Source organism: Niameybacter sp. (assembly GCF_036655075.1).
In the GTDB taxonomy this organism is placed as follows: Bacteria; Bacillota; Clostridia; order Lachnospirales; family Cellulosilyticaceae; genus Holtiella.
Window position 1 is genome coordinate 1 of sequence record NZ_JAVVQU010000003.1, and the last position, 24,572, is coordinate 24,572.

Below are 24,572 nucleotides of genomic sequence, written 5' to 3' on the forward strand. Positions count from 1 at the left end.
TCAATAATTATTTGTTCTCAAGAGAGAGAATACACAAAATTAATTACAGGGCCCATATTCATTGATCGTTTGTTGAGAAAGTGAAGTATCTTCATCTAACCATTCTATGAAAGGAAGTAGATGATATTTATATCCTTCTAAAGTTTTCTTGGTACAGAGAGATTTCTTTTCATCATAAAATTCTTCATATAACTTTTTAAAATAGACTTTAAATATAAAACTTGTAAAATGAAAATGTATAGAGAAACATAATATCATCGAAAGTTCATATATATAACTTAAAATAAAATAAGCACATAGTATACAAAAAAGGAGGCATTTTATGTCGTACTATATTCAATTTAATCAAGTGAGTAAGTCTTTCAAATCTGAAGAGGTTTTAAAAGATGTGAGTTTTGAATTAGAAAAAGGCAAAATTTATGGATTTGTTGGACGAAATGGTTCAGGAAAAACTGTTATTTTTAAACTGATTTCAGGGTTGATGCGCCCTTCTGCTGGAGAGATTTTCTTAGAGTCACAAAATATGACACATGCCAAGCAATTTCCAAAGTCTATTGGTGTGTTGATTGAAACACCAGGATTTATTCCTCATTATTCAGGGATGAAGAACTTGAAAATTCTAAATGGACTTTCCGAAAAATTAGCATCCGCTGAGACTCTTGAAAAGAGTATGGAGTTGGTGGGACTAGACCCACATAACAAAAAACCTGTGCGTACCTATTCTTTAGGAATGAGACAGAAATTGGGTATTGCTCAAGCGATTATGAACAGTCCCGAATTGCTTATATTGGACGAGCCTATGAATGGATTAGATGAGGAAAGTGTGAAAAAGATGCGTACCTTCTTTACACAGCTGAAAGAGGAGCATCAAGTTACAATCTTGCTTGCAAGTCATAATAAAGAAGATATTCAGGTGTTATGTGATGACCTCTTTGAACTTTCAAAAGGGACGGTAAAACGTAGTGGGCAAGGTGCTAATGAGGTGGCTATATGAGATGGTTGCTGACAGATTTTAAAAGAGGACTCACTGAGCGAAGTTTTCTAGGTGCGTTGGTTTTAGGGTGTCTTGGGATGCTTGGAGGGTTTATCATCTATTTGATGACTCATGAGACCTATACAGCAACAGAAGCCTTTGAGGCGAGTCACTCACTTATAATCCCTTTCATTGCGCCACTGTTGGCAGCTCTTCCATACTCTAATATGACTATGTTAGAAGAGGATTGTGGCTACAAAAAGCTACTAATGCTCAGAAATAAAAGTCGAGAGTACACTATAAAAAGATGGTGGGTGAATAACGTCATTTCAGGGATTACTTTACTTGTTCCAAGCCTACTTTTGATGTTGGCTTGTCGAAGTTTTTCGAGTTTTGAAAGCGTACAAGTTATCCTAGGTGTTGTAGGACTTAACTTTGTTTTTGGTGTAGTGTATGGCTCACTGGCCTATAGCTTAACTTTTGTCAATCAAAAGCGTTACATACCGCTGATCACCCCACAAGTGTTGTATTTATTATTTATTTATGCTTTTCCTTATTTAAATTTAGAAAAGTATTTTCCACCTCTTGCCTTCTCACCTTGGATTTTACCAAGTCTTGTAGAAGTACAAGCTATTCTCCTCCAACTGACTATCGTTTTTTGGGCGTCTTGCCTTGTGATAGCAGGAGGGTGTTTCTATAGAAAGGGTGTGGCAAAATGGTTACAATGAAAATGATTCGTTATAATATTTCGGAAAGTTTTAATGTAGTAAGATGGTGCCTAACCTTATTGGCTTTTAGTTTTGTAGCTGTTGTAAGTGTGGCAAAGTATATTCAACTTTCAGATATGACAGCTATTACTTTTTCGTCTCTTGAGACAACCTACTTGATTTTAAACGATACAATGAGTGTGGTGTACATTTACTTACCACTGTATCTTTTCTTAATGTGTGGGTTGATGTTTGACGACAACTTTGGTGCATTAGAAGTCATTAAATGTAAAAGTCGTGGCAAATGGTATTTGGGCAAATGGGTGACTTTGTTGTTCTATACCCTTGTGTTCTTTATATGTTTGTTTGGTATGAACTTCTTAATTTGTAATCAAGTCTTTCCTTACAGTACAAGTTGGAGCTCGGACTTTTTACGTGTACAAGTCATGATGGGACAAAGTGCAAGAAACTTCTTGTATGGACCAATTGAAACGATAGGGTTATCCTTAGGGTCAGTATTCTTCTTGTATTTGGTTGCAGGAATGATGAGTATGTTCTTCTCACTCCTTACCAATAAAGAGGCCTATGCCTTCTTTGTTTCACTTATACTAGGAATCTTAATTAGTGTAGCTTTTGTCTATGGACTAAAAATGACAAGCCAATTAAGTTTTGATGCGTTTATGTGGCGTAATGGGATACTCTTTGTAGGGACTTGTTTAGTCGGTGCACTGGGCCTACATTATACGTACAAAAAAGATTTCAATTTGGAACAAAAAGTTTAAGGAGGGGACGACAGGATGAGAAATTTAATTAAATTAGGTGTCTTAATAGTTGTTGCCACCTGTGCCTTAAATACAGCCAGTGGTATGATTAATGAGATGGTTATTGAAGTGAATAAGCGAGAAAAGACAATAGCAGATGCACTTATTGCCCAGCAAGTTCAAGAAATGTTCAAAGAAGCTGATAAAGAGATTGCAAAAGTGCAAGAAGAAGAGCAAGTAGAGATAAAAGTGGAGGAGGTACAAATTAAACCACCTCTTCCACCTAAACCAGAAAAGCCTAAGAAGTCAGAAAAAGTAGAAGAAGTGGCAAAAGAGGCAGAGGAAGCACCTGTAGCACTAGAAGGAGAGCAGATGGCTGAAGGGGATGAGATAAAAGAAGATGCTGCCACTAACAGCCAAATGGATATGGCTACCCTCTATGCATTAACGCCAGAAGAAATGACGTTAATCGGTGAGTATTTGGTAGACAATTACTTCCTCTTTGGTTATAAATATTATCAAGAAGAGACAGACCCTACACGCTATGCGCGTAAAAAGTTGGCAAGTGATATGGAAGACCAGATTATTGCCAGCTTACAAGAAGGCTTTGGCTTGGTAAATGACTTAAAGGGGCTAAACCTTGAGAAAATTAAAGGCATGCGTGAGCAAGCAGTGGTATTGGCTGAGACGTTCAAAGAAACCTTTAAGGAGGTAGGTAAACAAGGAGAGGAGTTTGATGCTATTTATGAAAGTGGAAATGCTTTCTTCAACACATATATCAATACCCTCCAACAAGGAGAAAGTACATACACTCTTTTAGAACAGACTACCAATAAAGCAATGGTGCTACCTATTTTATTAAAACAAATGAATGAAACCCTTCTTCCGGGGTTAAAAGAAGTATTTAATCAAGGCTTTACATTAAAAGAAAAAACCAATAAAATTTATGTAGAAGGCATAGATGCTAGCTTCTTGTTAACACCAGAGGAAGTTATGGATGTTATTGAAAATCCATACAGCATTTTACCACCAAGGCCTGAGGTGACACCACCAAGTGAAGAGACACCACCAAGTGAAGAGACACCACCAAGTGAAGAGACACCACCAAGTGAAACGACCACGCCAAGTGAAGAGCCATCCATGGGGGAAACAACTACGCCAAGTGGAACAACAGATACAGAAGAAACGACCACATCAAGTGGAGAGTCATCTATAGGAGATCCTGCCACACCCTAACGACTAGTTAATTTAATGATCAAAGTATAGCTGAAAATACATGACCTACAAACGAGGAGGACAACATGAAAATTGATACCCATATACACATTACCCCACCAGACATTATCAAAGATTACAAAAAGATAGGGGAAAAAGAGCCTTATTTCAAGCTCCTTTCAGAAACCCCACACAACAAGTTTGCCACCACAGAGCAAGTGGTGGAGCATTTAAGTGCCAATGCATTTGACAAAGGGGTTGTATTTGGGTTTTCTTTTCAAGATGCAGGGCTTTGCCGCTATGTCAATGACTATACCCTAGAAGCTATTAAGCAGTACCCAGAACAACTCATTGGGTTTATGACCTATCCAGTAGATCAAAAAGGGTTAGGGCAGGAGATTGAGCGCTGCTACAAAGGTGGCATTAGAGGGATTGGCGAGCTTTTCCCAGAGGGACAGCACCTAGATCTTGAAAACTTACATAAGACGGAGCTTAAGGATTATGCCAAGTCTTATAACCTCCCTATTTTATTGCATACCAATGAATTAGTTGGACATTATTATGCAGGTAAGACAAGTGTAAGTCTTCAAAGTGTGGAGGCATTTATAAGACATCATCAAGACTTGCCTATCATTTTAGCCCATATGGGGGGCGGTCTAATCTTCTATGAGTTGATGAAAGAAGTGAGAGCGTGCTTTAAAAATGTTTACTATGATACAGCAGCAAGCATTTTCTTGTATGATGCGGCCATTTACAGAGCTTTGAGAGAAATGGGTGTCTTGGATAAAGTGCTTTTTGGTACAGATTATCCCCTTTTACCGATTACAAGATATGAATCAAGTTTAGTAGATTTGACAGATGGAGAAAAACAAGCTGTACTTGGAGGCAATGCCCAAAGACTTTTTGAGCAATGCAAAATCATATAAGGAAAAAATTGGAAAAGCCCTTGTGGAATATTACATATGTGTTTAAAATGTAATATATATGTAATATTCCTTAAGGGGGAATTCCACAATGTTGAGTGAAGCGGTTTGGATGTTGCACAGGCGATTGGAAGTTGGATTTAAATCTTGGAAAAAAGTGTTTTTTAGCGAGCCTGAACCACAAGACAATCCTTTTGTCTTTGACCATGAAGAAGTATTAGAAGTAGCTCGGGACTATTTGATGACTTATATGGAAGAAGAAATTGAAAAAGTGATTCATGACCAACAATTACTGGTTTTTACCTATCATACCAAGATGCCTTTTGCCAGAGAAGATGATAAAAAGGCATTTCACTTGAAAGAACTTTTGTACTATGTACAAAAAAGTATTGGTATGAAAGTAACTGACTATGAAAAGGCCTACCTTAGCTTTATCTTTTATAATGACATTGAAGATGCCATTATGCGTAGTGTTTTACGGCGAACACTGTTTAAGGCAATGCCCTATAGTGAGTGGAAAATATATATGATGTTCCGGAAGCTTGAAACGGTTTTAAAAGTAGGGGAAACCATCGTAATGACAGACTTACAAGAACTTTATGATGCCTATACCTGTAAAAAAGTTTGGCAATACCATATGCAAGTTTAACCTCCTTTATAAAGGAGGTATTTTTTTGTAGTCATTCATATTATTTCATGCTATTATAAGAAAGACAAACCTATCTGAGAGCGGAGGATACTAAAATGAGTTACAAAAAAGAGTTTATTGAATTTATGGTGCGTTCAGGCGTACTCACTTTCGGAGATTTCGTAACAAAAAGTGGACGCAAAACACCTTACTTTGTGAATACAGGCAACTATAAAACAGGTTACCAAGCAGGAAAACTAGGTGAATTCTATGCAAAATGTATTGCAGAAAACATCAAAGAAGATGTAGATGCACTTTTTGGACCAGCTTATAAAGGGATTCCATTATCAGTAGCAACAGCGATTGCCCTTGCAAATGACCAAAATAAAGATGTAAATTACTGCTTCAACCGTAAAGAAGCAAAAGACCACGGCGAAGGTGGCACAATGGTAGGGTACAAACTTCAAGATGGTGACAAAGTCCTCATTATTGAAGACGTTATTACTGCAGGTACTGCAATTCGTGAATGTTTCCCGATTTTAAAAGGCACAGCAAATGTAGAACTTGCTGGCTTAATTATCTCTGTAGACCGTATGGAAAGAGGTCAATCTAACCGTACAGCTATTCAAGAGATTGAAGAAGAATTTGGAATCAAAACTTACCCAATCGTAACGGTAAGAGAGATTATTGATACACTTCATAACGTGGAAATTGATGGCAAAGTTGTCATTGATGATACAATGCGTGCACGTATGGAAGCGTACCTTGCAGAGTATTGCGTAAAATAATAAATTAAATAGAAAGCCACTCTGTAGACTGTGAAGTATATAGGGTGGTATTTTATTTAAACATTAGTATAAAATAATTTCGTGAAGCCTGTGCCATGTGCACGCAAGAGGTAAATAAGGTGTTAAAAGCATGAGAAATGATAAACATAACAAGATAATGGTTGCTAAAGTAGGGGAATGTATGCTAAGATAGAATGCATAGAGTGTTAAATGAAGAGAACGTTAGACATTTTATGTACCAATTATTTGAAATGTTGTCGTTGACGGCGAAATGCGTATGTGTACGAAGGCTTACTTATTAATATATACTGGGTGAAATAGTGTGAAAAGTAGCTTATTTTTAAGCTACTTTTTTAATGGGTGTCGTACTTGTTATTTAAAATGAATTGTGATAACATGAAGTTTGCTAAGAAATAGACAACGAATGTAAAATAACAAAATTAATAGATTGTAGAGGTATAGATTATAGAAACAAAATTTTTTGCAGACCTAGAAATATCAGATGAGATGAAAAGCGCGATTAGCGATATGAAATTTACGGAGATGACTCCTATTCAAGGGAAGTCAATCAACCCAATTATGGCAGGGCGTGACGTAATTGCTCAAGCACCAACAGGAACGGGAAAAACATGTGCTTTTGGGATTCCAGTCATTGAAAATATTGACGCAGATTGCGACAAAGTACAAGCTTTAATCTTATGTCCAACAAGAGAGCTTGCTAACCAAATTGCAAATGAGTTCCGCTCACTTTGCAAGTACAAAGGAAACGTACGTACACTTTCTGTTTATGGTGGTCAACCTATGGACAGACAAATTATGGCACTTAAGAAAAAGCCACAAATCATCATTGGTACACCTGGTCGTGTGATGGACCACTTAAGAAGACGTACGCTTAAATTAGAAGATTTACGTATGCTTGTACTTGATGAAGCAGATGAAATGCTTAACATGGGCTTTAGAGAAGATATTGATACTATTCTTCAAAGCGCACCAGATGAAAAGCAATTCATTCTTTTCTCAGCAACTTTACCAAAAGCAATTCAAGATATTGCAGCTGAGTACCAAAAAGATGTAGAACGCATTAGCGTTGTTAAGAAAACAGTAACGGTAGATACCATTAAGCAATATTATATCGACGTAAATGAGCGTTATAAAATTGAAGTTCTTAGCCGTATGATGGAAGTGACACCGTTCAAACTTGGTGTTGTATTCTGTAACACAAAACGTGGTGTAGATGAAGTATGTGAAGCCCTTCAACATAGAGGTTTCTCTACAGAAGCACTTCATGGTGATATGAAACAAATGCAAAGAGATAGCGTTATGGCTAAATTTAGAAAAGGTTTAGTAAACATCCTTGTTGCAACAGACGTAGCAGCAAGAGGGATTGACGTAGATGATATCGATGTGGTATTCAACTACGACGTACCAACAGATGAAGAATACTACGTACACCGTATCGGTCGTACAGGTCGTGCAATGAGACAAGGTCTTTCTTACACACTTTGTACATCTAAAGATCGTTCAAAATTACGTTTTATCCAAAACTACACTAAATCAAAAATTGAAGAAGCACAAATTCCAACAATCGAAGTGATTAAAGATCAACAAGCTACTAAACTTGTAGACCAAATCAAAGAAGAGATGGAAACAAAAATGCCTAAACGCTACAAAGAGTGTTTAGACCGTTTAACAGAAGAAGGCTGTAATCAAGAACAAATGATTGAAGCATTATTCAAAATGGTTATGAAAAACCAAACAATGAGTGCAGATGACCGTATCAAGTTAGAAGATATGAAAGTAACACGTAACCAAGGTCAAGTTGGAGATCACGTAAGACTCTTCATCAACTTAGGTAAAAAAGATAAATTAAAAGACGTTGATCTTATCAAAATGATTACAAAAGAAACTTCTACACCACGTAACGGTGTAAGAAGAGTCGATATCATGGAGAAATTCTCATTCTTCGAAGTACCAAACGGTTGCGAAGATGAAATCTTAGGCGTTCTTACAAAACAAAAATATAAAGGTCGTAAAATCAATATTGAAGTGGCACAAAGAAAAGGTGGATCTTCAAGAAAAGGTAGATAGTCCTTTAGTTATAAAATAGAGTGTATCTCTGAAAGGGGATACGCTCTATTTTTTTACCAATGAAGCATACTTAAAAGTTTGAGTGAGTGTATAGGGGCTATTTTATCAAAGAATGGCAAGCTAAGGACAGTTAAACAAAGGGTGTAAGCCTAATTGGTAGGGGGAGATTAAAAAGGCGAAGGATGAGCAGGAGGTATAACATAAGTATGAAAAAGAAGGAGCCATATAAAAGGGCTCCTTCGGTAAGCTTTATTGTTGTGTTAAAATAACGATTTCATAAGCAGCTGTTTGACCTGGGAAAGATAAAGCCATGACAGGTGCATGTTTTACAGTAATTTTCATCCCTTTTTCAAGGTCTTTTACTGTGTAGAGCATTTTGTTTTTTTCATGGTGAATAGAAGTTTCTTCGCTTACATTTAAAATAGTTTGGAATTCAGGGCTTTCAGGATTTTGATTTTTTCCTACAAGCACTTGATTACCAAATGGTGTTTCAGTGATTTCTACAATTTGTACATCTTCTAAAATCATAAATTCAGGTAAAGCTTCAGATGCTGTAGTTTTAGCTTCAATTGTGAAAGCAGCTGTTTGAGGTGGGAGAGAACGTGTCATCATCAGAGAGTGTGTCACAGTAAGTTCCATACCCAGAGAAAGGTCTGCAAGTGTAGCAGCTTTTCCATCTACAGTGATTACTGTAGTTTCATCTAAGTTAAGGATAATCATGTTAGTTGGCACATCTTGAGCACCCGCTGGGAGGATAGTAAGTTGTTTACTATCTGTACTGATATCTTTTAATGTAGCAGACTCAATAGTAGCTACTTCTTCTGCTGGTACTTCTACAGACTTTGTATCCATTTCTGTTTTTTGTGCTTCAGTAAGTTGGGCCATTTTTTCGTCCTCTATTGAAATATATACCACTTTGTCTTTGTAAGCAATGTCTGCACCAAGCTCTGTTCCAAGTGCACGAACTGGTAAGTATAGGGTGTCATTGTACATAAGGGCATTGCTATCAGCCATAACTTTTTCGCCATTTAAGTTAAATGAAATACTTGGGTCAAGTTGTGCTGTAACATTTTTTACAATAGGTGATGCGATAAGTGTTACAGTTAAAGTACCCATCGCAGTTAATAACATTAATAATTTTTTACTCATAAGTAATTCCTCCTAATTTGTATATGAATATCTATTATACTGTAAACTTAGACGTATATAAATAAAGATAGGTTCCGCTTTCAAAAAAGATTTATAAGTTTTTACATTTATGTTATAATAGATGAGAATAATTATTAACTAGAAAGGATAAGAATATGTTTAAGACATTTATGAGTTACTATAAACCTTACAAGAAGTTATTCTTTTTAGATTTATTAGTAGCATTTATTTTTGCATTGTGTGATCTTGTTTATCCGATGATGACAAGAGAATTGATTAATGAAAGTATACCCAACCAGGAGGTTCGAATGATAGGCGTATTTGCAATAGGTCTGCTTATCATTTTTGGAATTAAATACGTATGTAGTTACTTTATGCAATATTGGGGACATGTAGTCGGTGTGCGTATGCAAGCGGATATGCGACGTGACATTTTCCTACATCTTCAAAAGTTACCTTGTAGCTTTTTTGATCGTACAAAGACAGGGGATGTCATGTCTCGTATCATTAACGATTTAATGGATATTTCAGAGCTTGCACACCATGGCCCAGAAGATTTATTTATTTCAGGTGTTATGATTATTGGGTCATTTTTGGTGCTGATTAATATTAATGTACCTCTTACGCTTATTATTTTTGCTTTTATTCCACTTATTTTCTGGTTTACATGGAAAAAGCGTGACAAAATGAGTAAGGCCTTTACAGCAAGTCGTGTAGAAACAGGCAAGGTTAATGCGATTTTAGAAAATAGTATTGCTGGTATGCGTGTGTCTAAAAGTTTCTGTAGCAAAGATCAAGAAGTAGCAAAGTTTCAAGAAGGGAACAATGCTTTTAAAAATGCTAGAGAAGGGGCATACAGGGTAATGGCTGAGTACTTCTCAGGTTCAACTTTTTGTATTGACCTATTAGATTATGTATGTATGATTGCAGGAGGGCTTTTCACAATCAAAGGGATTATTACTTTTGGAGATTTTATGGCCTATCTTTTATACATCAAAATGTTTACCCAACCGATTAAAAAATTAGTCAACTTTATGGAACAATATCAAAGTGGAATGACAGGTTATAAACGTTTTACCGAATTGATGGAAGAAAGCGAAGAGTATGATCAAGATGCTGCAAGGGCTTTGAAAAATGTAGAAGGAGAAATTTGTTTTAAAAATGTAAGCTTTAAATACGAAGAAGAATATATTTTAAATCAAATGAACTTAACCATTCCAAAAGGCAAGATGGTCGCACTCGTTGGTCCATCAGGAGGTGGTAAAACCACATTTTGTAATCTCATTCCAAGATTTTATGAGATTGATGGTGGAGACATTTTAATTGATGGAAAAAGTATTTATGATGTGCAACTAGAGAGTTTAAGAAGTCACATAGGTATTGTCTCACAAGAAGTTTTCCTCTTTACAGGTACCATTAAAGAAAACATTCTTTACGGCAATCCAGAAGCTACAGATGAAGAAGTGATTGAAGCGGCTAAGAAAGCGTATATCCATGAATTTGTAAGCGCGCTTCCAGAAGGCTACGATACATACATTGGCGAGCGAGGGGTTAAACTTTCAGGAGGACAAAAACAACGTCTATCCATTGCACGTGTATTCCTTAAAAATCCATCTATCCTCATCTTAGATGAAGCCACATCTGCACTTGACAATGCGACAGAGTTTATGATTAAGCAAGCAATAGATGAGGTATGTAAAAATCGTACAACTATTGTAGTAGCACATAGACTTTCTACCATTCGCAATGCAGATGAGATTGTTGTGTTAGGGAAGGAAGGTATTGAAGAAGTAGGTAGTCATGAGGCACTGCTTGAAAAAGAAGGCTTATATAAAATGCTTTATGAAGCACAGTTTGAAGGTCTTATCAGTTAAAGTAGAACATTTCAGAGAAACACACTGTAATCTAAAAAGAGATTACAGTGTGTTTTTTCTTTTTATATGGGTTGACAAAAATGAAAGCTCAATATATTATTGTATTAAGCAGCTAATACAATAATGAGGTGAAAAGAATATGCCTTGGGAATTTGATCCTAACCAACCTATATATGTACAACTTGTAGAACGTATCAAAGTGATGATCGTATCAGGAGAGCTCCCACAAGGAAGTAAACTTAATTCTGTGCGGGACTTAGCTCAAGAAGCGGGTGTGAATCCGAATACGATGCAACGTGCGCTAGCAGAACTTGAGCGTGAAGCCTTGGTTTACAGCCAAAGAACGAGTGGTAGATTTGTAACAGAAGACTGTACTTTGATAGAGAAAATGAGAGCAGAATTTGCCCAACATAAGGTGCAAGGTGTCATTGAGTCCTTGCTCAAACTTGGATATAGCCAAGAGGAACTTAAGCGACTTATACATGATTATTTGGAGGAGATGAAATAATGGAAAATTTATTAGAGTTAAATGGGGTTAGTAAGCACTATGGCAATAAAGAAGCCCTTAAAGGGATTGATCTAAAGATAGCACCTGGCAAAGTAATAGGTCTTTTAGGGCCTAATGGAAGTGGTAAAAGTACCATGATAAAACTTATCAATGGTTTACTACAGCCTACACAAGGAGAAATTTTAGTAGCGGGCAAGCGAGTTGGTCTAGAAACCAAACAACTTATTTCTTATTTGCCAGAAAGAACCTATTTGAATGATTGGATGAAAGTTAAAGATTTAGTGGCTTTCTTTGCAGACTTTTATGAGGATTTTGATAAGGAAAAGGCACAAGAGATGTTGCAAACACTCAACATTGATACAGACAGTAAGTTGAAGACCCTTTCAAAAGGAAATAAAGAGAAGGTACAATTAATTCTTGTGATGTCTAGAAAAGCAAAGCTGTATATTTTAGATGAGCCAATAGGCGGCGTGGACCCTGCTGCGAGAGATTATATCTTGAATACGATTATTAAAAATTACTCACCAGAAAGCACAGTCCTTATTGCCACACATCTCATACAAGAAGTAGAAAATATTTGTGATGATATTATTTTTCTAGGTTATGGCCAAATTCAACTTCAAGGAAATGTAGATGATATTAGACAAGAAAAAGGTCAATCTATTGATAGCTTATTTAGGGAGGTATTTAAATGTTAGGGAAATTAATCAAATATGAATTTAAAGCAACAGGAAGGACTTTTTTACCTTTATACGGGATTATCTTATTGGTTGCTTGTATTCATCGTCTATTAGGAAGAAATACACAAGGCATTTTTGTAGAGTTGAATAAGATTGGAGACTTTATGACCCTTGCACTTGTTGCCTTATTTATTGCACTGGGAGTCATCACCTTAGTTATGACCATTCAACGCTTCCAGAAAAATCTTCTAACCGATGAAGGTTACTTAATGTTTACGTTGCCTGTAAAAATAAGGAGCTTGATTTTTTCTAAACTTTTTGTAGCTCTTATTTGGGTGATTTTAAGTAGTATTGTAGGCTTTGTTACTTTTGCTATTTTATTTTTAGATGGCGTTGTTGTGAAAGAAATTTGGCAAGCGCTTATGCAGTTGCCAGAGGTGCTGAAGGCGGCAGATTATACAGTAGATGGTGTGATGATTATGAGTGGTCTGCAAATGATAGTGGTGTTGGTACAAGTGGTTCTCTCAGGATTGTTAGGCTATATTCAATTTGTGGTAACAGTATACCTTGCATTAGCTATTGGACAATTTCCAGCTTTCCAAAAATATCGTACAGCAGCTTCCTTTATCGCTTTCTTTGTCATCAATATGATTGTAGGCTGGGGGATTGGTATGATAGGTTCTGATTTATTAGGTGAGGCAATCCTTGGTATAAATATGAATCAGTTCTTTGCAGTAATTAATATTATGACTGCCGTGGTAATCGTAGGACTCTTTGAAGGGACACACTATATTTTAAAGAAGCATCTGAATTTGGAATAAGTTTGTTACCGTAAATGTGTGAAAGCTACTTTACTGTTATCTTGATAGAGATATATCTGTAGAATAAATAAAAGAAGCCACGAATTTAATTTTCGGTGGCTTCTTTTGGTTTTAGTCTCTATTACTTTTGTTTAGTAAGGTGGATCAAGTGTAACGAGGTGACCGCCTCTACAAGTGTTAGTCATTGGTTGAAAGCTTGGAAGCGATAATCGCTTTGACACGTTCTGGCAATTCAACTTGTTCTTCTTTTGTTAAATCGGCAGTTGGAATAGGTGGGTGAATGTACATATGTACAGTAGCCGGTTTGACTTTACCACCTTGAGCTTCCATAAGTTTGTAGGTGCCATCTATTGTAACAGGGACAATAGGTACCTTAGGTTTTGTAGCTAGTTTGAAGCTCCCACCTTTAAATTCACCAAGTGGGCCCCCTTTACTACGTGTGCCTTCTGGGAAGATGACAAGGGAATGACCTTCTTTAATGAGTTTAACCCCTTCAATAATAGCAGAAGCTGCGCCTTTCAAAGTGGAACGATCCATAAAGACACAGTGGATAAGACGCATCCAGTCTCGTAAGATATAGATTTTATTTGTTTCAAGTTTAGCCACATACCCTTTTGGCTTTTCAATAAAGCTCATAAAAAGCGCAATGTCAAAATTGCCTTGATGATTACTCATAAAGACAACAGGTTTGTCATGTGGAATGTTTTCAAGCCCATGAACTTTTACATCCGCCCCGCCGTTTTTCACTTGTGCCATCGCCCATTTCATAGTGGTTTGATTAATATAAGCTTCAGCTTCTTTCAAGTTTCCACTGGCAACTAATTTCTTTGCTTTGCGTAAAGCTGGTAATGTACAGATAAGGCTAATGGCAAAATAGCCATACCAATAAATAGTTCTAAACATATGACCCTCCATTTGGATTATAGTATGTATAAAGTGCAAATGTATTATATCATGAAATGAAAAGAAACTGTAGAGGACAAGGAGACTTTAACTTTTCATGAAAGGATAAGAAGCGTATAATACAAATAGCGTAACAGATAGACCTTGTTGGCAAGACATTTAAAGGTTCTAGCCAAAGGATATGGGGTCTTAAATATGAAAAATAAAAGTAGAATATAGGAGCACAATAACCATGAAACAAACATTGCAAGTAATAAGAAAAGATGGCTTAAAAGAAGAATTGAGATTAAAAGTCCTGCAGACTACAGATATTCCACAAATTATGGCATTACAAGATGAGGTATTGGCATTGCTTGAAGATAAGCAGCTGTATGTGCCTTCTGAACAAGAGGAGATATGCGAACATTTTGAGACAGGAGGTATACTTCTAGGGTATGTTACAGAAGCAGATGTCTTAGTGGCACTTGCCATTTACCTAAAAAAAGGCTATGACACATCTAATTATGGCTACGATATAGACCTTGAAGGTGAGGCACTTTTACAAGTGGGGCAGGTAGATACGGTACTTGTTAAATCGGATTATCGAGGAAACAATCTACAATTTATTATGTGTCAGATTTTAGAAGAGGTAGCAGAAGAACAAGGTACACCTATTCTTTGTGCCACAGTTTCGCCATACAATACATTTAGCGTGAATAACTTCTTAAAGCTAGGCTATGAGGTTAAGAAGGATAAACTTAAATACGGCGGACTGAGAAGATATGTACTGGTGAAAACACTTAAGTAACACAATTTATAGGTTTAAGCAATCTGTTCAAAAACATAACACATTTGGATTTGAAAGTAAGTAATAAAAGGTGACATGGGGATAGCAAGGTAAGAAATAGATCAGAAGGAAAATGTTAGAGGTGTAACATAAAATGGGATGGGGGTGTAAAAATGGAGGAAAAGCATTTAAGATATCTGAAACTATTCATACTGGGGATTGGAATCATTGCACTGACGTACTTTTTAATCCTATATGTGGCTGAGATAAAATATAGGAGAACGATAGAAGGGCAGTTGGAACAGTTGATGGCACTGACTTTAGAACAGACGGTGGTTGAACTGAACGGGGAAGAATATGTATTCCAATACACAGGCAGTGAATTTCTGAATGACTTTCCCTTTCCTTTTAGAAAGGATAGGGAAAGTGTAGCTATTTCTTTTGCTATGTTTAAAGGTGAAAGAGCACCTGAGAACGCACTTGGCACCACAAGTTATTTGACTTATGTAAGACGAGACTCTATTCATAGCCCTATTGAGTGGATGGAGGAGAAAAGAGGTAACTACTTTACAGATTTTATTACTGCAGTGTGTAATCATTGGTACAATCTACAACTTGAAAAGCTAGGTAACATTCTACAAACAAGCATGGGAATAAGTTATAAACATGAATTTCACGAACCTGATACTTTGGGGAAAGTTGTTCCTACAGGTTGCATAAGAGGAAGTGGGGATTTAGAGGCAGTATTGCACCTTTGGGAGAATGGACAGGAACAGCACGACAACCATACATGGCAAGCTGAATTTCAAATGCCTGAGATAGGTAAGGGGACTATTGTAAACATGACTATAAGTGGGGGATTTTAAGGTTAAGCTTCTATTGTGGTTTTGAATATTTTGATAACTACTAAACTTTTGTGTATAATATAAATTATAGCTTATAATTTGATAGATTAAACTTGTGATAAGAGAGAAGAAGTCCTTGCTTAGCACAAATTCCAATAGAGATATAGAAGATGAAACAGGGGGGAAGAAAACTGATGCATAGTGTATATTTTCTCGCTTTGATTGTTATAAGTGCTTTGATGGCATCTTGGAGTGCTCTATTCCTTTTGGTAGTGGGGACTTGGTTGATAAGAGGGTAAATACATAGCGGTGGTCATTGATGATGACCTTAGAATAAGAATATTAAAAGGAGAACAACCAAATGATTTTAGAAACAGAGCGTTTATATTTAAGAGAAATGCAACAAGGAGATTTGGTAGCCTTATGTAAGATGCTACAAGATATAGAGGTTATGTATGCCTATGAACATGCTTTTAGTGATGTCGAGGTACAGGAATGGTTGGATAGACAAGTTGCTAGATATAAAGTACATGAATTTGGACTATGGGCAATGGTTTTAAAAGAAACAGATGAAATGATTGGACAGTGTGGATTGACTTGGCAAGATTGGGAGGGCAAGCCAGTGATGGAGATAGGTTACTTGTTGCAAAAGGCATACTGGCATACTGGCTATGCAACAGAAGCGGCTAGGGCTTGTAAGGCATATGCCTTTGATAAATTGGAAGCAGAAGAAGTGTATTCAATTATTCGTGATACCAACAGTGCCTCTAAAAATGTAGCTAAACGCAATGAGATGACAGTTTGTGGTGCCTTTACCAAGCATTATTATGATACGGAGATGCCACATTTAGTCTATAGAGCGCAACGCTCATAAGACGATGCTTTGATGGGAATGATAGATGCAGTCTTAAAGGTTGAAAGAGAGTAAGTAAGGCTAAGTGGTGCAATATGCTCAAAACTTAAAGATAAAGAGAAAAGTAGAGAAAATATACATATTTAGGTAGTCTATAGTGACTACTTTTTTATTGGAGAAAACACCATGAAGAAAGTTTGCAGTAGATGTGGAAACATCATTTTACATAACCAAAGGTGTGGGTGCACACCTAAATATAACAGGGAAGTATCAGATGAAAAAAGACACTTCTATTCCTCTTACACATGGCAGAAGCTCAGGAACAGGAAAGTGAAAGAGCATCCCTATTGTGAAAGGTGCTGGAGTAAGTGGAAGTTAATTGTAGCTGATAACTTGCAAGGGCATCATATTAAATCATTTAAGGATTATCCTGAACTGAGGTTAGATGAAGATAATGTAGTAGTACTTTGTCGGACTTGTAATTTACAGGTGGGGGATAGTAGTGTGGTGGACTGGAAATTAAATTAATTTATGATGTAGGGAATATCTCAATTGTACTTTGTATATAATACTGATATAATAATGTACAAAAGGAGGTGCTGATATGCCACAAATTAGACCTATTACAGATTTAAGAAATACAAATGAAATATCTGAAATGTGCCATGCTAAACAAGAGCCTATTTTTATAACAAAGAATGGCTATGGAGATTTGGTTGTTATGAGCATAGAAACTTATGAACAAATGTTAGAAGGAACTCAAATAGACCATGCGATTGCTGTTGCAGAGACGGAATATGAGAATGGTGGAGAATTATTAGATGCAAGAGAGTGTCTTTCAAGTTTAAGGAGAAAACATTTTGGATAAGTATGAAATCAAATTACTTCCTAAAGCACATAGGGATGTAGATAATATTTATGGATATATTGCTAAAAGTTTAATGGCACCTGAAACAGCTGGAAATATAATGTGTGAGATGGAAAATGCTATTTTTAGCCTTGAAGAATTTCCTTGTCGAGGTTCAGAGAGAAAGATTGGTGCATATGCTAATAAGGGATATAGGCAACTATTTATTAAGAATTTTACTATTGTCTATAGAATAGATGAGTCTAAGAAGTATGTGGTTATTGTTACTGTTAAATATACAGCGAGTCAGTTTTAGTAAAGTGAGAAACCTAGTGAGATGGGGGATTATACCCCCCCATACTTGATATATAATTCAAACTTATACTCTATACCATGCATCCCCCGAGGTGCACACAAAACGCCTATAATTTTTATTTTAGATTACACTTTTTTTCTAAAATAGAGGTTGTAGGCCTTTGCTATATCAAAGGAAAGGAGGGCTTTAGATGGTCAAAACATACCAAAAATGTGGTGGTGTTTTCTCGGCTTCATCCAATAGTCAGAAGTATTGTTCAGCAGAATGTCTAGAGCATGGATGAGTATAGCTTTGAACTATGGGTTCCTTTAATAATCGTTGAATTTCATCTTGAGTGTAAGGGATTTTAATATTCTTCTCTAATTTGATGACAGGAAACTCTATTTCAATCTCAGCATATTTAGTGAAGGCAGTCAAAGATTTTAATCGTGTTTTAATACTGGTATTATTATTGCCTCTCTTCCTGAGATATAGAACAAAGTTATCAATATCACTCCCACACAACAGGTCAATAGTTTTATTGTCAGTAACCTCTAGAAACATTTTTGCAGTAGAGGTATAGTTGTATAAGGTAGCAGTGCTCAGACCTCGAACTTCACAATGAAGCAGCCATTTATCCCTTTACACGTAAGAAATTATTTTTATTTATATCCATCACTGGGAATGGGCTAATAAACTATTATTACACCTATACTAAACAACTAATAAAAATTGCATTTTCAATAAAATCTTATGTAAAGACTTGCAAACTATAGCTTCAACCTTTATGATTAAATGAGCTTTGTCAAGCCAATACTAACATCAAGGAGGTGCACAAATGGCGAAACAAAAATGGAAAGCTGGCAACATGGTTTATCCGCTCCCTGTGGTTATGATTAGCTGTGGGACAGAAGAAAAGCCTAATATTGTAACAGTAGCATGGACAGGGACAATTTGTACCAATCCACCGATGACTTATATTTCACTTAGACCTTCTCGTTATTCTTATAACCTAATTGCAGAAAGTGGCTATTTTGTTATCAACTTGACGACACGAGATTTAACTTATGCAACAGACTTCTGTGGGGTAAGATCAGGTCGTGATGTAGATAAGTTTAAGGAGATGGCATTAACCCCGAACTACGACAATGAAGGTCAGGTGCCAATGATTGAGGAGAGCCCTGTAAACATTGTGTGTAAAGTGCGTGAAATTAAGCAGTTAGGTTCTCACGATTTATTTATCGCAGATGTCTTAGAAGTTTATGTGGATGATGCTTTTATGGATGAAAAAGGAAAGTTCCACTTAAATGATACCGATTTAGTAGCCTATTCTCATGGAACCTACTTAACTTTAGGAGATACTCTAGGTACCTTTGGCTATTCAGTGATGAAGCCTAAAAAAGGGGATAAGCAGGTTGCTCAGTTACCTCAGCCACAAGAAAAAGAAGGACAATCCTTAGCAAAACATCAAGGGGAACAAAAGTGTAAGCCTCAGGAGAAATCTCCAAAAGCAAAGACTTTTAAAAATAAGAAGAAAACTAATCATAATCAGAAATCAGCAGCCCCAAAAGCTGTCAGCAAAAAAGCACCATCTAGGAAAAAATAATTCCTAGATGGTGCTTTTTTGTTCGAAGTCTAACTTGAGATAAGAATACCCATCAATACTTAAAATGGGTTTATAAGGAAAGGATACAGTCCCTTCGCCTACAAAAAAGATAGAGTATAGCCTACCAGGCTTGAGCTTTTGCCCAGCGCAGCTGGCAAGAGGAGGTGGAAGTTCTACTTCATCTGTAAAAGTTTCTGGTGTAGAACCTATGTGTAGTGTATAGGTATTGGGTTCTTGCACGAGATAAGAAGAGGCTTGGCCGTAGCGAATATTTTTGATGGGAAGAGGTGTGTCATCGATAGACAAGTTTAAGTTACCTTCAAACCTAGAAAAGTGCAGAAGGCGGAGTGCTAAATGCGTACCTTCAAGCTTTTTCTTACTTTCTTCTAAACAAAAAATATGAAAGGTTTCAGGTTCCATATATTTATGCCCAAGCACACCGGTATAAAGTTGGTAACGTTGTAGATTAATTTTCTTTTCATAAAGTGATTCGTGCTGATGATGATAAGTAATTTTAATCACATGTTTACCTGAAGAGATGGGATAATACTTGGTGAAATCTTCGTAGAGTAAGTAGTTGTAAATTTGTTCATCATCTAGATAGACATCGAAGGCATCTTTGGTAGGCCTTGCATTGAAGAGGCGAAAATAGCAAAGTGCATTGTTTTTAGAATTAGGCATACAGTACCCCTCGTAAAAAAGTTCTTATTAGTATGTATATGAGAGCAGAGGGCAAAGCATAACTGGATCTAAAATGAATCATTATAGAGTAAAGCATGTATATTGAAAGTTTTCTGACATATATAAAATATAAATGATGAAATTACTTAATAGGTGGCTGAATAATCTGTCTTTTGAAAAAGGAATATGTTAAAATGAAGACAAATAAGACTGAATTTTGGTGAATAGAATGAATAAGACTAAACTCTCAAACTTATTGAAGGAAGAAGAAAGCTTTAAACTAGATTTTAAACTCAAACTTTCTCTCGAAGTGGATTCAGACAAAAAGGAATTTGTAAAAGATGTCATTGCTATGGCCAACACAGAAGGTGGTAGAGGATACATTGTATTTGGTGTAGAAGATAAGACCAAACGCATTATAGGACTGACAGATGTCCCTGTAGATATTGAAGAACGTATTCAGCAGATTATTACTTACAGAAGTGTACCGCCTGTTCCGGTAAGTTTTGAAGTACTGGAGTATAAGCAAAAGCAAGTAGGCATTTTAACCATTTATAAAAGTCGTCAAGTTCCCCATCAAATGAGACAAAATGGTGCTTTTTACTTAAGAAGAGGTTCTACAACAGATGTGGCTACAAGACATGAACTGGCTCAGATGTTACAAGCCCAAGGCATATTAAGCTTTGAGCAAGTACCTTGCTATGCAGCTACACTAGAGGATTTAGATTTTAATCATATTGGCTATGCACTAAAAAACTTTGAAGCAAGATCGCTGCAACAGGTACATATGCTGAAAGCACTTGGTATTTTAAGCGATTTAGATGATGAAAAGAAGTTATGCCCCACTTGTGGTGGTCTGTTGTTATTTGGAAAGTTACCCCAAATATTTATTCCTCAGGCTTTACTACAGGTGGATTACCTAGGGCGTATAATGAGGGTTACAGGTAATATTTCAGAGATGATTAAGAGCTTTGAAGAACAAGTGAAGCCACTGCTACCACCCCAGTATCCTTTTGAAGCCTTGCAGGAGGTAGTAGCCAATGCCATTATACACAGGGATTATTGGAATACTTGTTTATACACACGTATAGAAATAAAGCCGGAGTCTATTATCGTTATTAATCCGAGACAGTATCAATATGCTTTTAATGAAAATTTACGTGTGCACACCAACCCCTGGTTGTATTCAAGACTTCTTCTTATGCAACAAGAGGAAGCACTTCATGTGGGGATTGGACTTGGTAAAGTAGAGGCACTATTTGGAGAGAATAACCAAAATAATTTTAAAATGAATCTAGAAAAGGGTTTGTTCCAAGTGCAACTACCAGGAACAAGTTATCCCTATCAATAGAAAGAATATAGAGGAGGATGCCTAAATGGAAATTAAAGAAGTTCAAGCCATTTTAGATGCAAAAGTATGTATAGGAGAAGAACAGTTAGAAGCTAATGTGCATGCAGCATGTGGATGTGACTTGATGAGTGATGTCCTTGCCTTTGCTAAGGAAAAAGTACTCCTTTTAACTGGACTTGTTAATCCACAGGTTATCCGTACTGCAGAGATGTTAGATATTAAAGCAATTGTATTTGTAAGAGGGAAGTCACCTACAGAAGATATGATTACACTCGCTAAGCAAAAGCATATTGTACTTTTGTCTACTCACTATCCGCTTTATTTAGCCTGTGGCAAGCTTTATGAAAAGGGATTAGGCGGTGGAGGCGAAGCATAGCATGAATTTATTCTTTAAGGTAGATGGTGATGATTTTTTGCTAGCAGGGGAGGCTTCTGGAAAGGTCAAAAATATTCTTAAAAAATTAGGAATAGAAAGTAGTATTGTTCGTAAAATTGCCATTGCTATGTATGAGGCAGAGATGAATATGGTCATCCATGCTCATGGTGGCTGTATTTATGTAGATATTTTGCCAGATAAGATAGATGTTGTTTTAGAAGACCAAGGACCGGGTATTCCTGATATTGATTTAGCCATGAAAGAAGGTTATTCTACCGCATCGCATGAAATACGTGAATTAGGATTTGGTGCAGGAATGGGACTTCCAAATATGAAAAAATATAGCGATGCATTCAAGATTACATCTATAGTAGGTCAAGGAACAAAAGTACAGCTAACCGTATTTTTAAAATAGGAAGTAGGTGAAGCCTATCATGTACAGCCATTCTGTAGCACTCGAGAGCGAAAAGTGTATAGGATGTACAGATTGTATTAAGCGATGTCCAACAGAGGCTATTCGAGTACGAGATTCTAAGGCGAAAATCATAAAAGATAGATGTATTGATTGTGGGAATTGTATTGCAGTATGTAGAAATGGTGCTAAAAAGGCAGTCATGGATAACTTTTCTATGATTTATAAATATCCTTATCGTGTGGCATTGCCTGCTCCAAGTTTATATGCACAGTTTTCTAAAGGAGAAAGTGTAGAGGATATTTTGGCCAGTATGTATGCCATTGGCTTTACAGATGTATTTGAAGTAAGTCAAGCTGCAGAATATATTGCAGCCTATACGAGAAAGTATATGCAACAGGATCGTATCTATCCTGTTATTTCTTCTGCCTGTCCAGTGATTGTACGACTGATTCAAAGAAGATTCCCAGCTCTTATTGACCACATTTTGCCCATCATGTCACCTATGGAACTGGCGGCTAGATATGTGAAAACTTCTTATGGGACCAAAGGGATAGAGGAAGATCAAGTCGGTGTGTTTTTTATTTCGCCTTGTCCAGCTAAAGCAACAGATATTCATAAACCTAAAGGACTTGAAAGGTCCTATGTAGATGGGGCTTTTTCTATGCAAGAAATTTATTTAAAGGTGGTGCATGATATGCAGCATCCGACTAAACAAATTAAGCGCAAACCTACACCAGGAGGAATGAGTTGGGCTACAAGAAATGGTGGGATTGGGGATATAGGAATTGATAATCATATTGCGGTAGATGGGATAGAACGGGTCATTGATGTGTTAGAGAAAGTAGAAGATGGTACACTGTCTAAAATTCACTATGTTGAAGCCTTAGCATGTACAGGTGGATGTTTGGGAGGGGCTTTGACTATAGAAAACCCTTTTGTGAGTCGGCATACACTTAAAAAACTTATTGAAGTGGAAGAAAAAGTGGCACATACATCTAATCCAGAACCCCCGAATACATTGATGGAGCGTATTCCCTATAACTACAATGTGTCTATTGTGCCTAAACCTGTCTTTTCACTAGACGAAGATATTGGAACGGCTATTGAAATGATGGAAAAAATTGAAACATTGTATAGTAAACTACCTCAAATAGATTGTGGTTCTTGTGGAGCACCTACATGTAGATGTTTTGCGGAGGATGTGGTGAAGGGTTATGCCCATGTAGAGGATTGCGTCTTTATGCTGAGAAAAAGGATTAAGGAATTATCAGAAGCTATGTTTGAACTTACACAAAAAATATTACCGACAACAAAAGACTAGGAGGAAATCACATGACAGTTAAAGAACTGGCAAAACAGTACCCACTCACTGTGCTGAGTGAGGAAGGATTAGATAACGTGGTAGAGGGGGGGTATGCTGGCGATTTGTTAAGTTTTGTTATGGCCCATGCCAAAGAACATATGGTTTGGCTTACTATACAAGGCCATATTAATAGTGTGGCAGTAGCCAGCTTAGTCGGCGTATCTGCTATTATTCTCACGGAAAAAAGTATGCCTACACCGGATATGTTGGAAAAGGCGAAAGAAAATGCTATTCCCATTTTGACAACACCTCTTACAAGCTTTAACTTGGCCTATTTGTTAGGTCGAGATGGCATGTTGGGAGGGGAAGGATGAAAGTAAGCTATGACTTTCATATTCATACCGCGGCATCGCCTTGTGGAGATGAACAAATGACACCGAATAATATTATTAATCTATGTCAGTTGCTAGGTAAGCAAATGATTGCTATTACAGACCATAATACCTGCTGTAACTGCCAAGCGGTGATGTCACTTGGCGCGGATAAAGGGATTTGGGTATTACCAGGCATGGAAATAGAGTGTATGGAGGAATTTCATGTCATTGCCCTATTTCCTACACTAGAAAGTGCTTGTGAGGTAGAAAAAGAGGTGCATGCTCATATGCCAGATTTGAAAAATCGTGTGAGCATTTTTGGAAATCAGTGGGTGATGAATGCCAGAGATGAGATTGTTGGGGAAGTTGAACGGATACTTTTGACAGCGACTGGACTTTCTATTTATGACCTATGCCCCTTAGTACGTGCGTATGGTGGGGTCATTTATCCAGCGCATATTGATAGAACATCTTATAGCATTATTTCCAATCTAGGATTGGTTCCTGAAGATTTAGGCTTTCAAATCATTGAAGTTTCAAAATCAGCAAACATAGATGATTATGCACCAGGGTATCCAGGCGTACGGATTGTATCAAGCTCGGATGCCCACTATTTAGAACAACTTTGTGAAAAAGAATTTTTTCTAGAGCTGCCAGATATAAGCTTAACAACATTGTGGAGAGCGTTAAAGAAATGTTGAATAAAAATTTTAAATCTACAAAATAGTTAACTTAAATTACAAAATGTTGACAATGCTACAATGTTGTGGTATTTTCATAAATATGATGTAAAATTTTTTAGACTACTTGTTAACTTTTTAACGTATGCTTGAAAAGGAATA

General features: G+C 36.7%; 29 protein-coding genes. 25 read left to right on the forward strand and 4 right to left on the reverse strand.

All coding sequences use genetic code 11. The features are described 5' to 3' along the window. The first annotated feature begins 322 nt into the window (after positions 1–322). From RRY75_RS01580 to RRY75_RS01615, 8 genes are all read left to right on the forward strand, one after another. Positions 323–994, forward strand: a complete 672-nt coding sequence (locus tag RRY75_RS01580; RefSeq protein WP_332527783.1) for an ABC transporter ATP-binding protein — start codon at positions 323–325, stop codon at positions 992–994. Then, positions 991–1,701 (forward strand): hypothetical protein, encoded by a 711-nt coding sequence (locus RRY75_RS01585; protein ID WP_332527782.1) that lies wholly within the window; start codon positions 991–993, stop codon positions 1,699–1,701. The genes RRY75_RS01580 and RRY75_RS01585 overlap by 4 nt, the downstream gene beginning before the upstream one ends. Beyond that, positions 1,689–2,462 carry a hypothetical protein gene (locus RRY75_RS01590; protein WP_332715475.1) on the forward strand — a complete coding sequence of 258 codons (774 nt, stop codon included), beginning with the start codon at positions 1,689–1,691 and terminating at the stop codon, positions 2,460–2,462. Before RRY75_RS01585 ends, RRY75_RS01590 begins: the two co-directional genes overlap by 13 nt. 15 nt (positions 2,463–2,477) lie before the next feature. Next, on the forward strand, positions 2,478–3,677 hold the full coding sequence (locus RRY75_RS01595) for a hypothetical protein (RefSeq protein WP_332493763.1): 1,200 nt from the start codon (positions 2,478–2,480) through the stop codon (positions 3,675–3,677). Positions 3,678–3,742: 65 nt separating this feature from the next. Further along, positions 3,743–4,582: an amidohydrolase family protein gene (locus tag RRY75_RS01600; protein ID WP_332527781.1), complete on the forward strand. Its 840-nt coding sequence runs from the start codon at positions 3,743–3,745 to the stop codon at positions 4,580–4,582. An 88-nt stretch (positions 4,583–4,670) separates the two neighbouring features. Continuing rightward, positions 4,671–5,228, forward strand: a complete 558-nt coding sequence (locus tag RRY75_RS01605; RefSeq protein ID WP_332493766.1) for a hypothetical protein — start codon at positions 4,671–4,673, stop codon at positions 5,226–5,228. 95 nt (positions 5,229–5,323) lie between these two features. Beyond that, a complete protein-coding gene (pyrE, locus tag RRY75_RS01610; RefSeq protein ID WP_332527780.1) occupies positions 5,324–5,995 on the forward strand; it encodes an orotate phosphoribosyltransferase in 672 nt (223 codons plus the stop codon). Positions 5,996–6,523: 528 nt separating this feature from the next. Further along, the gene (locus tag RRY75_RS01615; protein WP_332493769.1) at positions 6,524–8,083 is read left to right on the forward strand and encodes a DEAD/DEAH box helicase; all 1,560 of its coding nucleotides are present in this window, start codon (positions 6,524–6,526) and stop codon (positions 8,081–8,083) included. Positions 8,084–8,332: 249 nt separating this feature from the next. Here the strand turns inward: RRY75_RS01615 and RRY75_RS01620 are convergent, their stop codons facing one another. Next, on the reverse strand, positions 8,333–9,232 hold the full coding sequence (locus tag RRY75_RS01620) for a stalk domain-containing protein (protein ID WP_332493771.1): 900 nt from the start codon (positions 9,230–9,232) through the stop codon (positions 8,333–8,335). 155 nt (positions 9,233–9,387) lie between these two features. On the opposite strand from RRY75_RS01620, the gene RRY75_RS01625 reads away from it, so the two are divergent. From RRY75_RS01625 to RRY75_RS01640, 4 genes are all read left to right on the forward strand, one after another. Beyond that, entirely contained in the window at positions 9,388–11,106 is a 1,719-nt protein-coding gene (locus tag RRY75_RS01625; RefSeq protein WP_332493772.1) for an ABC transporter ATP-binding protein, read from the forward strand. Between the two features lie 139 nt (positions 11,107–11,245). Then, positions 11,246–11,614: a GntR family transcriptional regulator gene (locus RRY75_RS01630; RefSeq protein ID WP_332493773.1), complete on the forward strand. Its 369-nt coding sequence runs from the start codon at positions 11,246–11,248 to the stop codon at positions 11,612–11,614. Beyond that, positions 11,614–12,312, forward strand: coding sequence for an ABC transporter ATP-binding protein (locus tag RRY75_RS01635; protein ID WP_332493775.1), 699 nt, complete (start codon positions 11,614–11,616; stop codon positions 12,310–12,312). Before RRY75_RS01630 ends, RRY75_RS01635 begins: the two co-directional genes overlap by 1 nt. Next, complete coding sequence (locus tag RRY75_RS01640; protein WP_332527777.1) at positions 12,306–13,115, forward strand: hypothetical protein; 810 nt, start codon at positions 12,306–12,308, stop codon at positions 13,113–13,115. The genes RRY75_RS01635 and RRY75_RS01640 overlap by 7 nt, the downstream gene beginning before the upstream one ends. Before the next feature lie 177 nt (positions 13,116–13,292). Here RRY75_RS01640 and RRY75_RS01645 read toward each other — a convergent pair whose 3' ends face one another. Continuing rightward, entirely contained in the window at positions 13,293–14,018 is a 726-nt protein-coding gene (locus RRY75_RS01645; protein ID WP_332493777.1) for a lysophospholipid acyltransferase family protein, read from the reverse strand. A gap of 232 nt (positions 14,019–14,250) precedes the next feature. Between RRY75_RS01645 and RRY75_RS01650 the strand changes: the two genes are divergently transcribed. The 6 genes from RRY75_RS01650 (at position 14,251) to RRY75_RS01670 (ending at position 17,645) form a co-directional block, all read left to right on the forward strand. Then, the gene (locus RRY75_RS01650; protein WP_332527776.1) at positions 14,251–14,805 is read left to right on the forward strand and encodes a hypothetical protein; all 555 of its coding nucleotides are present in this window, start codon (positions 14,251–14,253) and stop codon (positions 14,803–14,805) included. Positions 14,806–14,957: 152 nt separating this feature from the next. Then, the gene (locus RRY75_RS01655) at positions 14,958–15,650 is read left to right on the forward strand and encodes a hypothetical protein (protein WP_332528702.1); all 693 of its coding nucleotides are present in this window, start codon (positions 14,958–14,960) and stop codon (positions 15,648–15,650) included. A 340-nt stretch (positions 15,651–15,990) separates the two neighbouring features. Next, on the forward strand, positions 15,991–16,503 hold the full coding sequence (locus RRY75_RS01660) for a GNAT family N-acetyltransferase (RefSeq protein WP_332527774.1): 513 nt from the start codon (positions 15,991–15,993) through the stop codon (positions 16,501–16,503). A gap of 165 nt (positions 16,504–16,668) precedes the next feature. After that, a complete protein-coding gene (locus RRY75_RS14245) occupies positions 16,669–17,010 on the forward strand; it encodes an HNH endonuclease (protein ID WP_442935428.1) in 342 nt (113 codons plus the stop codon). A 76-nt stretch (positions 17,011–17,086) separates the two neighbouring features. Next, the gene (locus RRY75_RS01665; protein WP_332527773.1) at positions 17,087–17,350 is read left to right on the forward strand and encodes a type II toxin-antitoxin system Phd/YefM family antitoxin; all 264 of its coding nucleotides are present in this window, start codon (positions 17,087–17,089) and stop codon (positions 17,348–17,350) included. After that, positions 17,343–17,645, forward strand: coding sequence for a type II toxin-antitoxin system RelE/ParE family toxin (locus RRY75_RS01670; protein ID WP_332494578.1), 303 nt, complete (start codon positions 17,343–17,345; stop codon positions 17,643–17,645). The genes RRY75_RS01665 and RRY75_RS01670 overlap by 8 nt, the downstream gene beginning before the upstream one ends. A gap of 243 nt (positions 17,646–17,888) precedes the next feature. On the opposite strand, the gene RRY75_RS14250 is transcribed toward RRY75_RS01670, so the two are convergent. Next, complete coding sequence (locus tag RRY75_RS14250; RefSeq protein WP_442935436.1) at positions 17,889–18,254, reverse strand: phage integrase N-terminal SAM-like domain-containing protein; 366 nt, start codon at positions 18,252–18,254, stop codon at positions 17,889–17,891. A 208-nt stretch (positions 18,255–18,462) separates the two neighbouring features. Between RRY75_RS14250 and RRY75_RS01675 the strand changes: the two genes are divergently transcribed. Continuing rightward, positions 18,463–19,230, forward strand: coding sequence for a flavin reductase family protein (locus tag RRY75_RS01675; protein ID WP_332528355.1), 768 nt, complete (start codon positions 18,463–18,465; stop codon positions 19,228–19,230). Positions 19,231–19,233: 3 nt separating this feature from the next. Here the strand turns inward: RRY75_RS01675 and RRY75_RS01680 are convergent, their stop codons facing one another. Further along, entirely contained in the window at positions 19,234–19,911 is a 678-nt protein-coding gene (locus RRY75_RS01680) for a DUF4397 domain-containing protein (protein ID WP_332494575.1), read from the reverse strand. Positions 19,912–20,140: 229 nt separating this feature from the next. On the opposite strand from RRY75_RS01680, the gene RRY75_RS01685 reads away from it, so the two are divergent. From RRY75_RS01685 to RRY75_RS01710, 6 genes are read left to right on the forward strand one after another with little or no spacing between them, the layout of a single operon-like run. After that, on the forward strand, positions 20,141–21,262 hold the full coding sequence (locus tag RRY75_RS01685; RefSeq protein WP_332494574.1) for an AlbA family DNA-binding domain-containing protein: 1,122 nt from the start codon (positions 20,141–20,143) through the stop codon (positions 21,260–21,262). Positions 21,263–21,287: 25 nt separating this feature from the next. Next, a complete protein-coding gene (locus RRY75_RS01690; protein WP_332494572.1) occupies positions 21,288–21,638 on the forward strand; it encodes a hypothetical protein in 351 nt (116 codons plus the stop codon). A gap of 1 nt (position 21,639) precedes the next feature. Continuing rightward, a complete protein-coding gene (locus tag RRY75_RS01695; RefSeq protein WP_332528356.1) occupies positions 21,640–22,053 on the forward strand; it encodes an ATP-binding protein in 414 nt (137 codons plus the stop codon). A gap of 19 nt (positions 22,054–22,072) precedes the next feature. Beyond that, complete coding sequence (locus RRY75_RS01700; protein ID WP_332492947.1) at positions 22,073–23,374, forward strand: [Fe-Fe] hydrogenase large subunit C-terminal domain-containing protein; 1,302 nt, start codon at positions 22,073–22,075, stop codon at positions 23,372–23,374. 11 nt (positions 23,375–23,385) lie between these two features. Further along, positions 23,386–23,730 (forward strand): DRTGG domain-containing protein, encoded by a 345-nt coding sequence (locus RRY75_RS01705; protein WP_332492949.1) that lies wholly within the window; start codon positions 23,386–23,388, stop codon positions 23,728–23,730. Next, positions 23,727–24,431, forward strand: a complete 705-nt coding sequence (locus RRY75_RS01710) for a PHP domain-containing protein (RefSeq protein ID WP_332492950.1) — start codon at positions 23,727–23,729, stop codon at positions 24,429–24,431. The genes RRY75_RS01705 and RRY75_RS01710 overlap by 4 nt, the downstream gene beginning before the upstream one ends. The last annotated feature ends 141 nt before the right edge of the window (positions 24,432–24,572 follow it).

Excerpts from the sequence above, each read along its gene's own strand:
- RRY75_RS01580 (WP_332527783.1), top strand. The coding sequence starts at position 323 with ATGTCGTACTATATTCAATTTAATCAAGTGAGTAAGTCTTTCAAATCT.
- RRY75_RS01585 (WP_332527782.1), top strand. The coding sequence starts at position 991 with ATGAGATGGTTGCTGACAGATTTTAAAAGAGGACTCACTGAGCGAAGT.
- RRY75_RS01590 (WP_332715475.1), top strand. The coding sequence starts at position 1,689 with ATGGTTACAATGAAAATGATTCGTTATAATATTTCGGAAAGTTTTAAT.
- RRY75_RS01595 (WP_332493763.1), top strand. The coding sequence starts at position 2,478 with ATGAGAAATTTAATTAAATTAGGTGTCTTAATAGTTGTTGCCACCTGT.
- RRY75_RS01600 (WP_332527781.1), top strand. The coding sequence starts at position 3,743 with ATGAAAATTGATACCCATATACACATTACCCCACCAGACATTATCAAA.
- RRY75_RS01605 (WP_332493766.1), top strand. The coding sequence starts at position 4,671 with ATGTTGAGTGAAGCGGTTTGGATGTTGCACAGGCGATTGGAAGTTGGA.
- pyrE (WP_332527780.1), top strand. The coding sequence starts at position 5,324 with ATGAGTTACAAAAAAGAGTTTATTGAATTTATGGTGCGTTCAGGCGTA.
- RRY75_RS01615 (WP_332493769.1), top strand. The coding sequence starts at position 6,524 with ATGAAATTTACGGAGATGACTCCTATTCAAGGGAAGTCAATCAACCCA.
- RRY75_RS01620 (WP_332493771.1), bottom strand. The coding sequence starts at position 9,232 with ATGAGTAAAAAATTATTAATGTTATTAACTGCGATGGGTACTTTAACT.
- RRY75_RS01625 (WP_332493772.1), top strand. The coding sequence starts at position 9,388 with ATGTTTAAGACATTTATGAGTTACTATAAACCTTACAAGAAGTTATTC.
- RRY75_RS01630 (WP_332493773.1), top strand. The coding sequence starts at position 11,246 with ATGCCTTGGGAATTTGATCCTAACCAACCTATATATGTACAACTTGTA.
- RRY75_RS01635 (WP_332493775.1), top strand. The coding sequence starts at position 11,614 with ATGGAAAATTTATTAGAGTTAAATGGGGTTAGTAAGCACTATGGCAAT.
- RRY75_RS01640 (WP_332527777.1), top strand. The coding sequence starts at position 12,306 with ATGTTAGGGAAATTAATCAAATATGAATTTAAAGCAACAGGAAGGACT.
- RRY75_RS01645 (WP_332493777.1), bottom strand. The coding sequence starts at position 14,018 with ATGTTTAGAACTATTTATTGGTATGGCTATTTTGCCATTAGCCTTATC.
- RRY75_RS01650 (WP_332527776.1), top strand. The coding sequence starts at position 14,251 with ATGAAACAAACATTGCAAGTAATAAGAAAAGATGGCTTAAAAGAAGAA.
- RRY75_RS01655 (WP_332528702.1), top strand. The coding sequence starts at position 14,958 with ATGGAGGAAAAGCATTTAAGATATCTGAAACTATTCATACTGGGGATT.
- RRY75_RS01660 (WP_332527774.1), top strand. The coding sequence starts at position 15,991 with ATGATTTTAGAAACAGAGCGTTTATATTTAAGAGAAATGCAACAAGGA.
- RRY75_RS14245 (WP_442935428.1), top strand. The coding sequence starts at position 16,669 with ATGAAGAAAGTTTGCAGTAGATGTGGAAACATCATTTTACATAACCAA.
- RRY75_RS01665 (WP_332527773.1), top strand. The coding sequence starts at position 17,087 with ATGCCACAAATTAGACCTATTACAGATTTAAGAAATACAAATGAAATA.
- RRY75_RS01675 (WP_332528355.1), top strand. The coding sequence starts at position 18,463 with ATGGCGAAACAAAAATGGAAAGCTGGCAACATGGTTTATCCGCTCCCT.
- RRY75_RS01680 (WP_332494575.1), bottom strand. The coding sequence starts at position 19,911 with ATGCCTAATTCTAAAAACAATGCACTTTGCTATTTTCGCCTCTTCAAT.
- RRY75_RS01685 (WP_332494574.1), top strand. The coding sequence starts at position 20,141 with ATGAATAAGACTAAACTCTCAAACTTATTGAAGGAAGAAGAAAGCTTT.
- RRY75_RS01690 (WP_332494572.1), top strand. The coding sequence starts at position 21,288 with ATGGAAATTAAAGAAGTTCAAGCCATTTTAGATGCAAAAGTATGTATA.
- RRY75_RS01695 (WP_332528356.1), top strand. The coding sequence starts at position 21,640 with ATGAATTTATTCTTTAAGGTAGATGGTGATGATTTTTTGCTAGCAGGG.
- RRY75_RS01700 (WP_332492947.1), top strand. The coding sequence starts at position 22,073 with ATGTACAGCCATTCTGTAGCACTCGAGAGCGAAAAGTGTATAGGATGT.
- RRY75_RS01705 (WP_332492949.1), top strand. The coding sequence starts at position 23,386 with ATGACAGTTAAAGAACTGGCAAAACAGTACCCACTCACTGTGCTGAGT.
- RRY75_RS01710 (WP_332492950.1), top strand. The coding sequence starts at position 23,727 with ATGAAAGTAAGCTATGACTTTCATATTCATACCGCGGCATCGCCTTGT.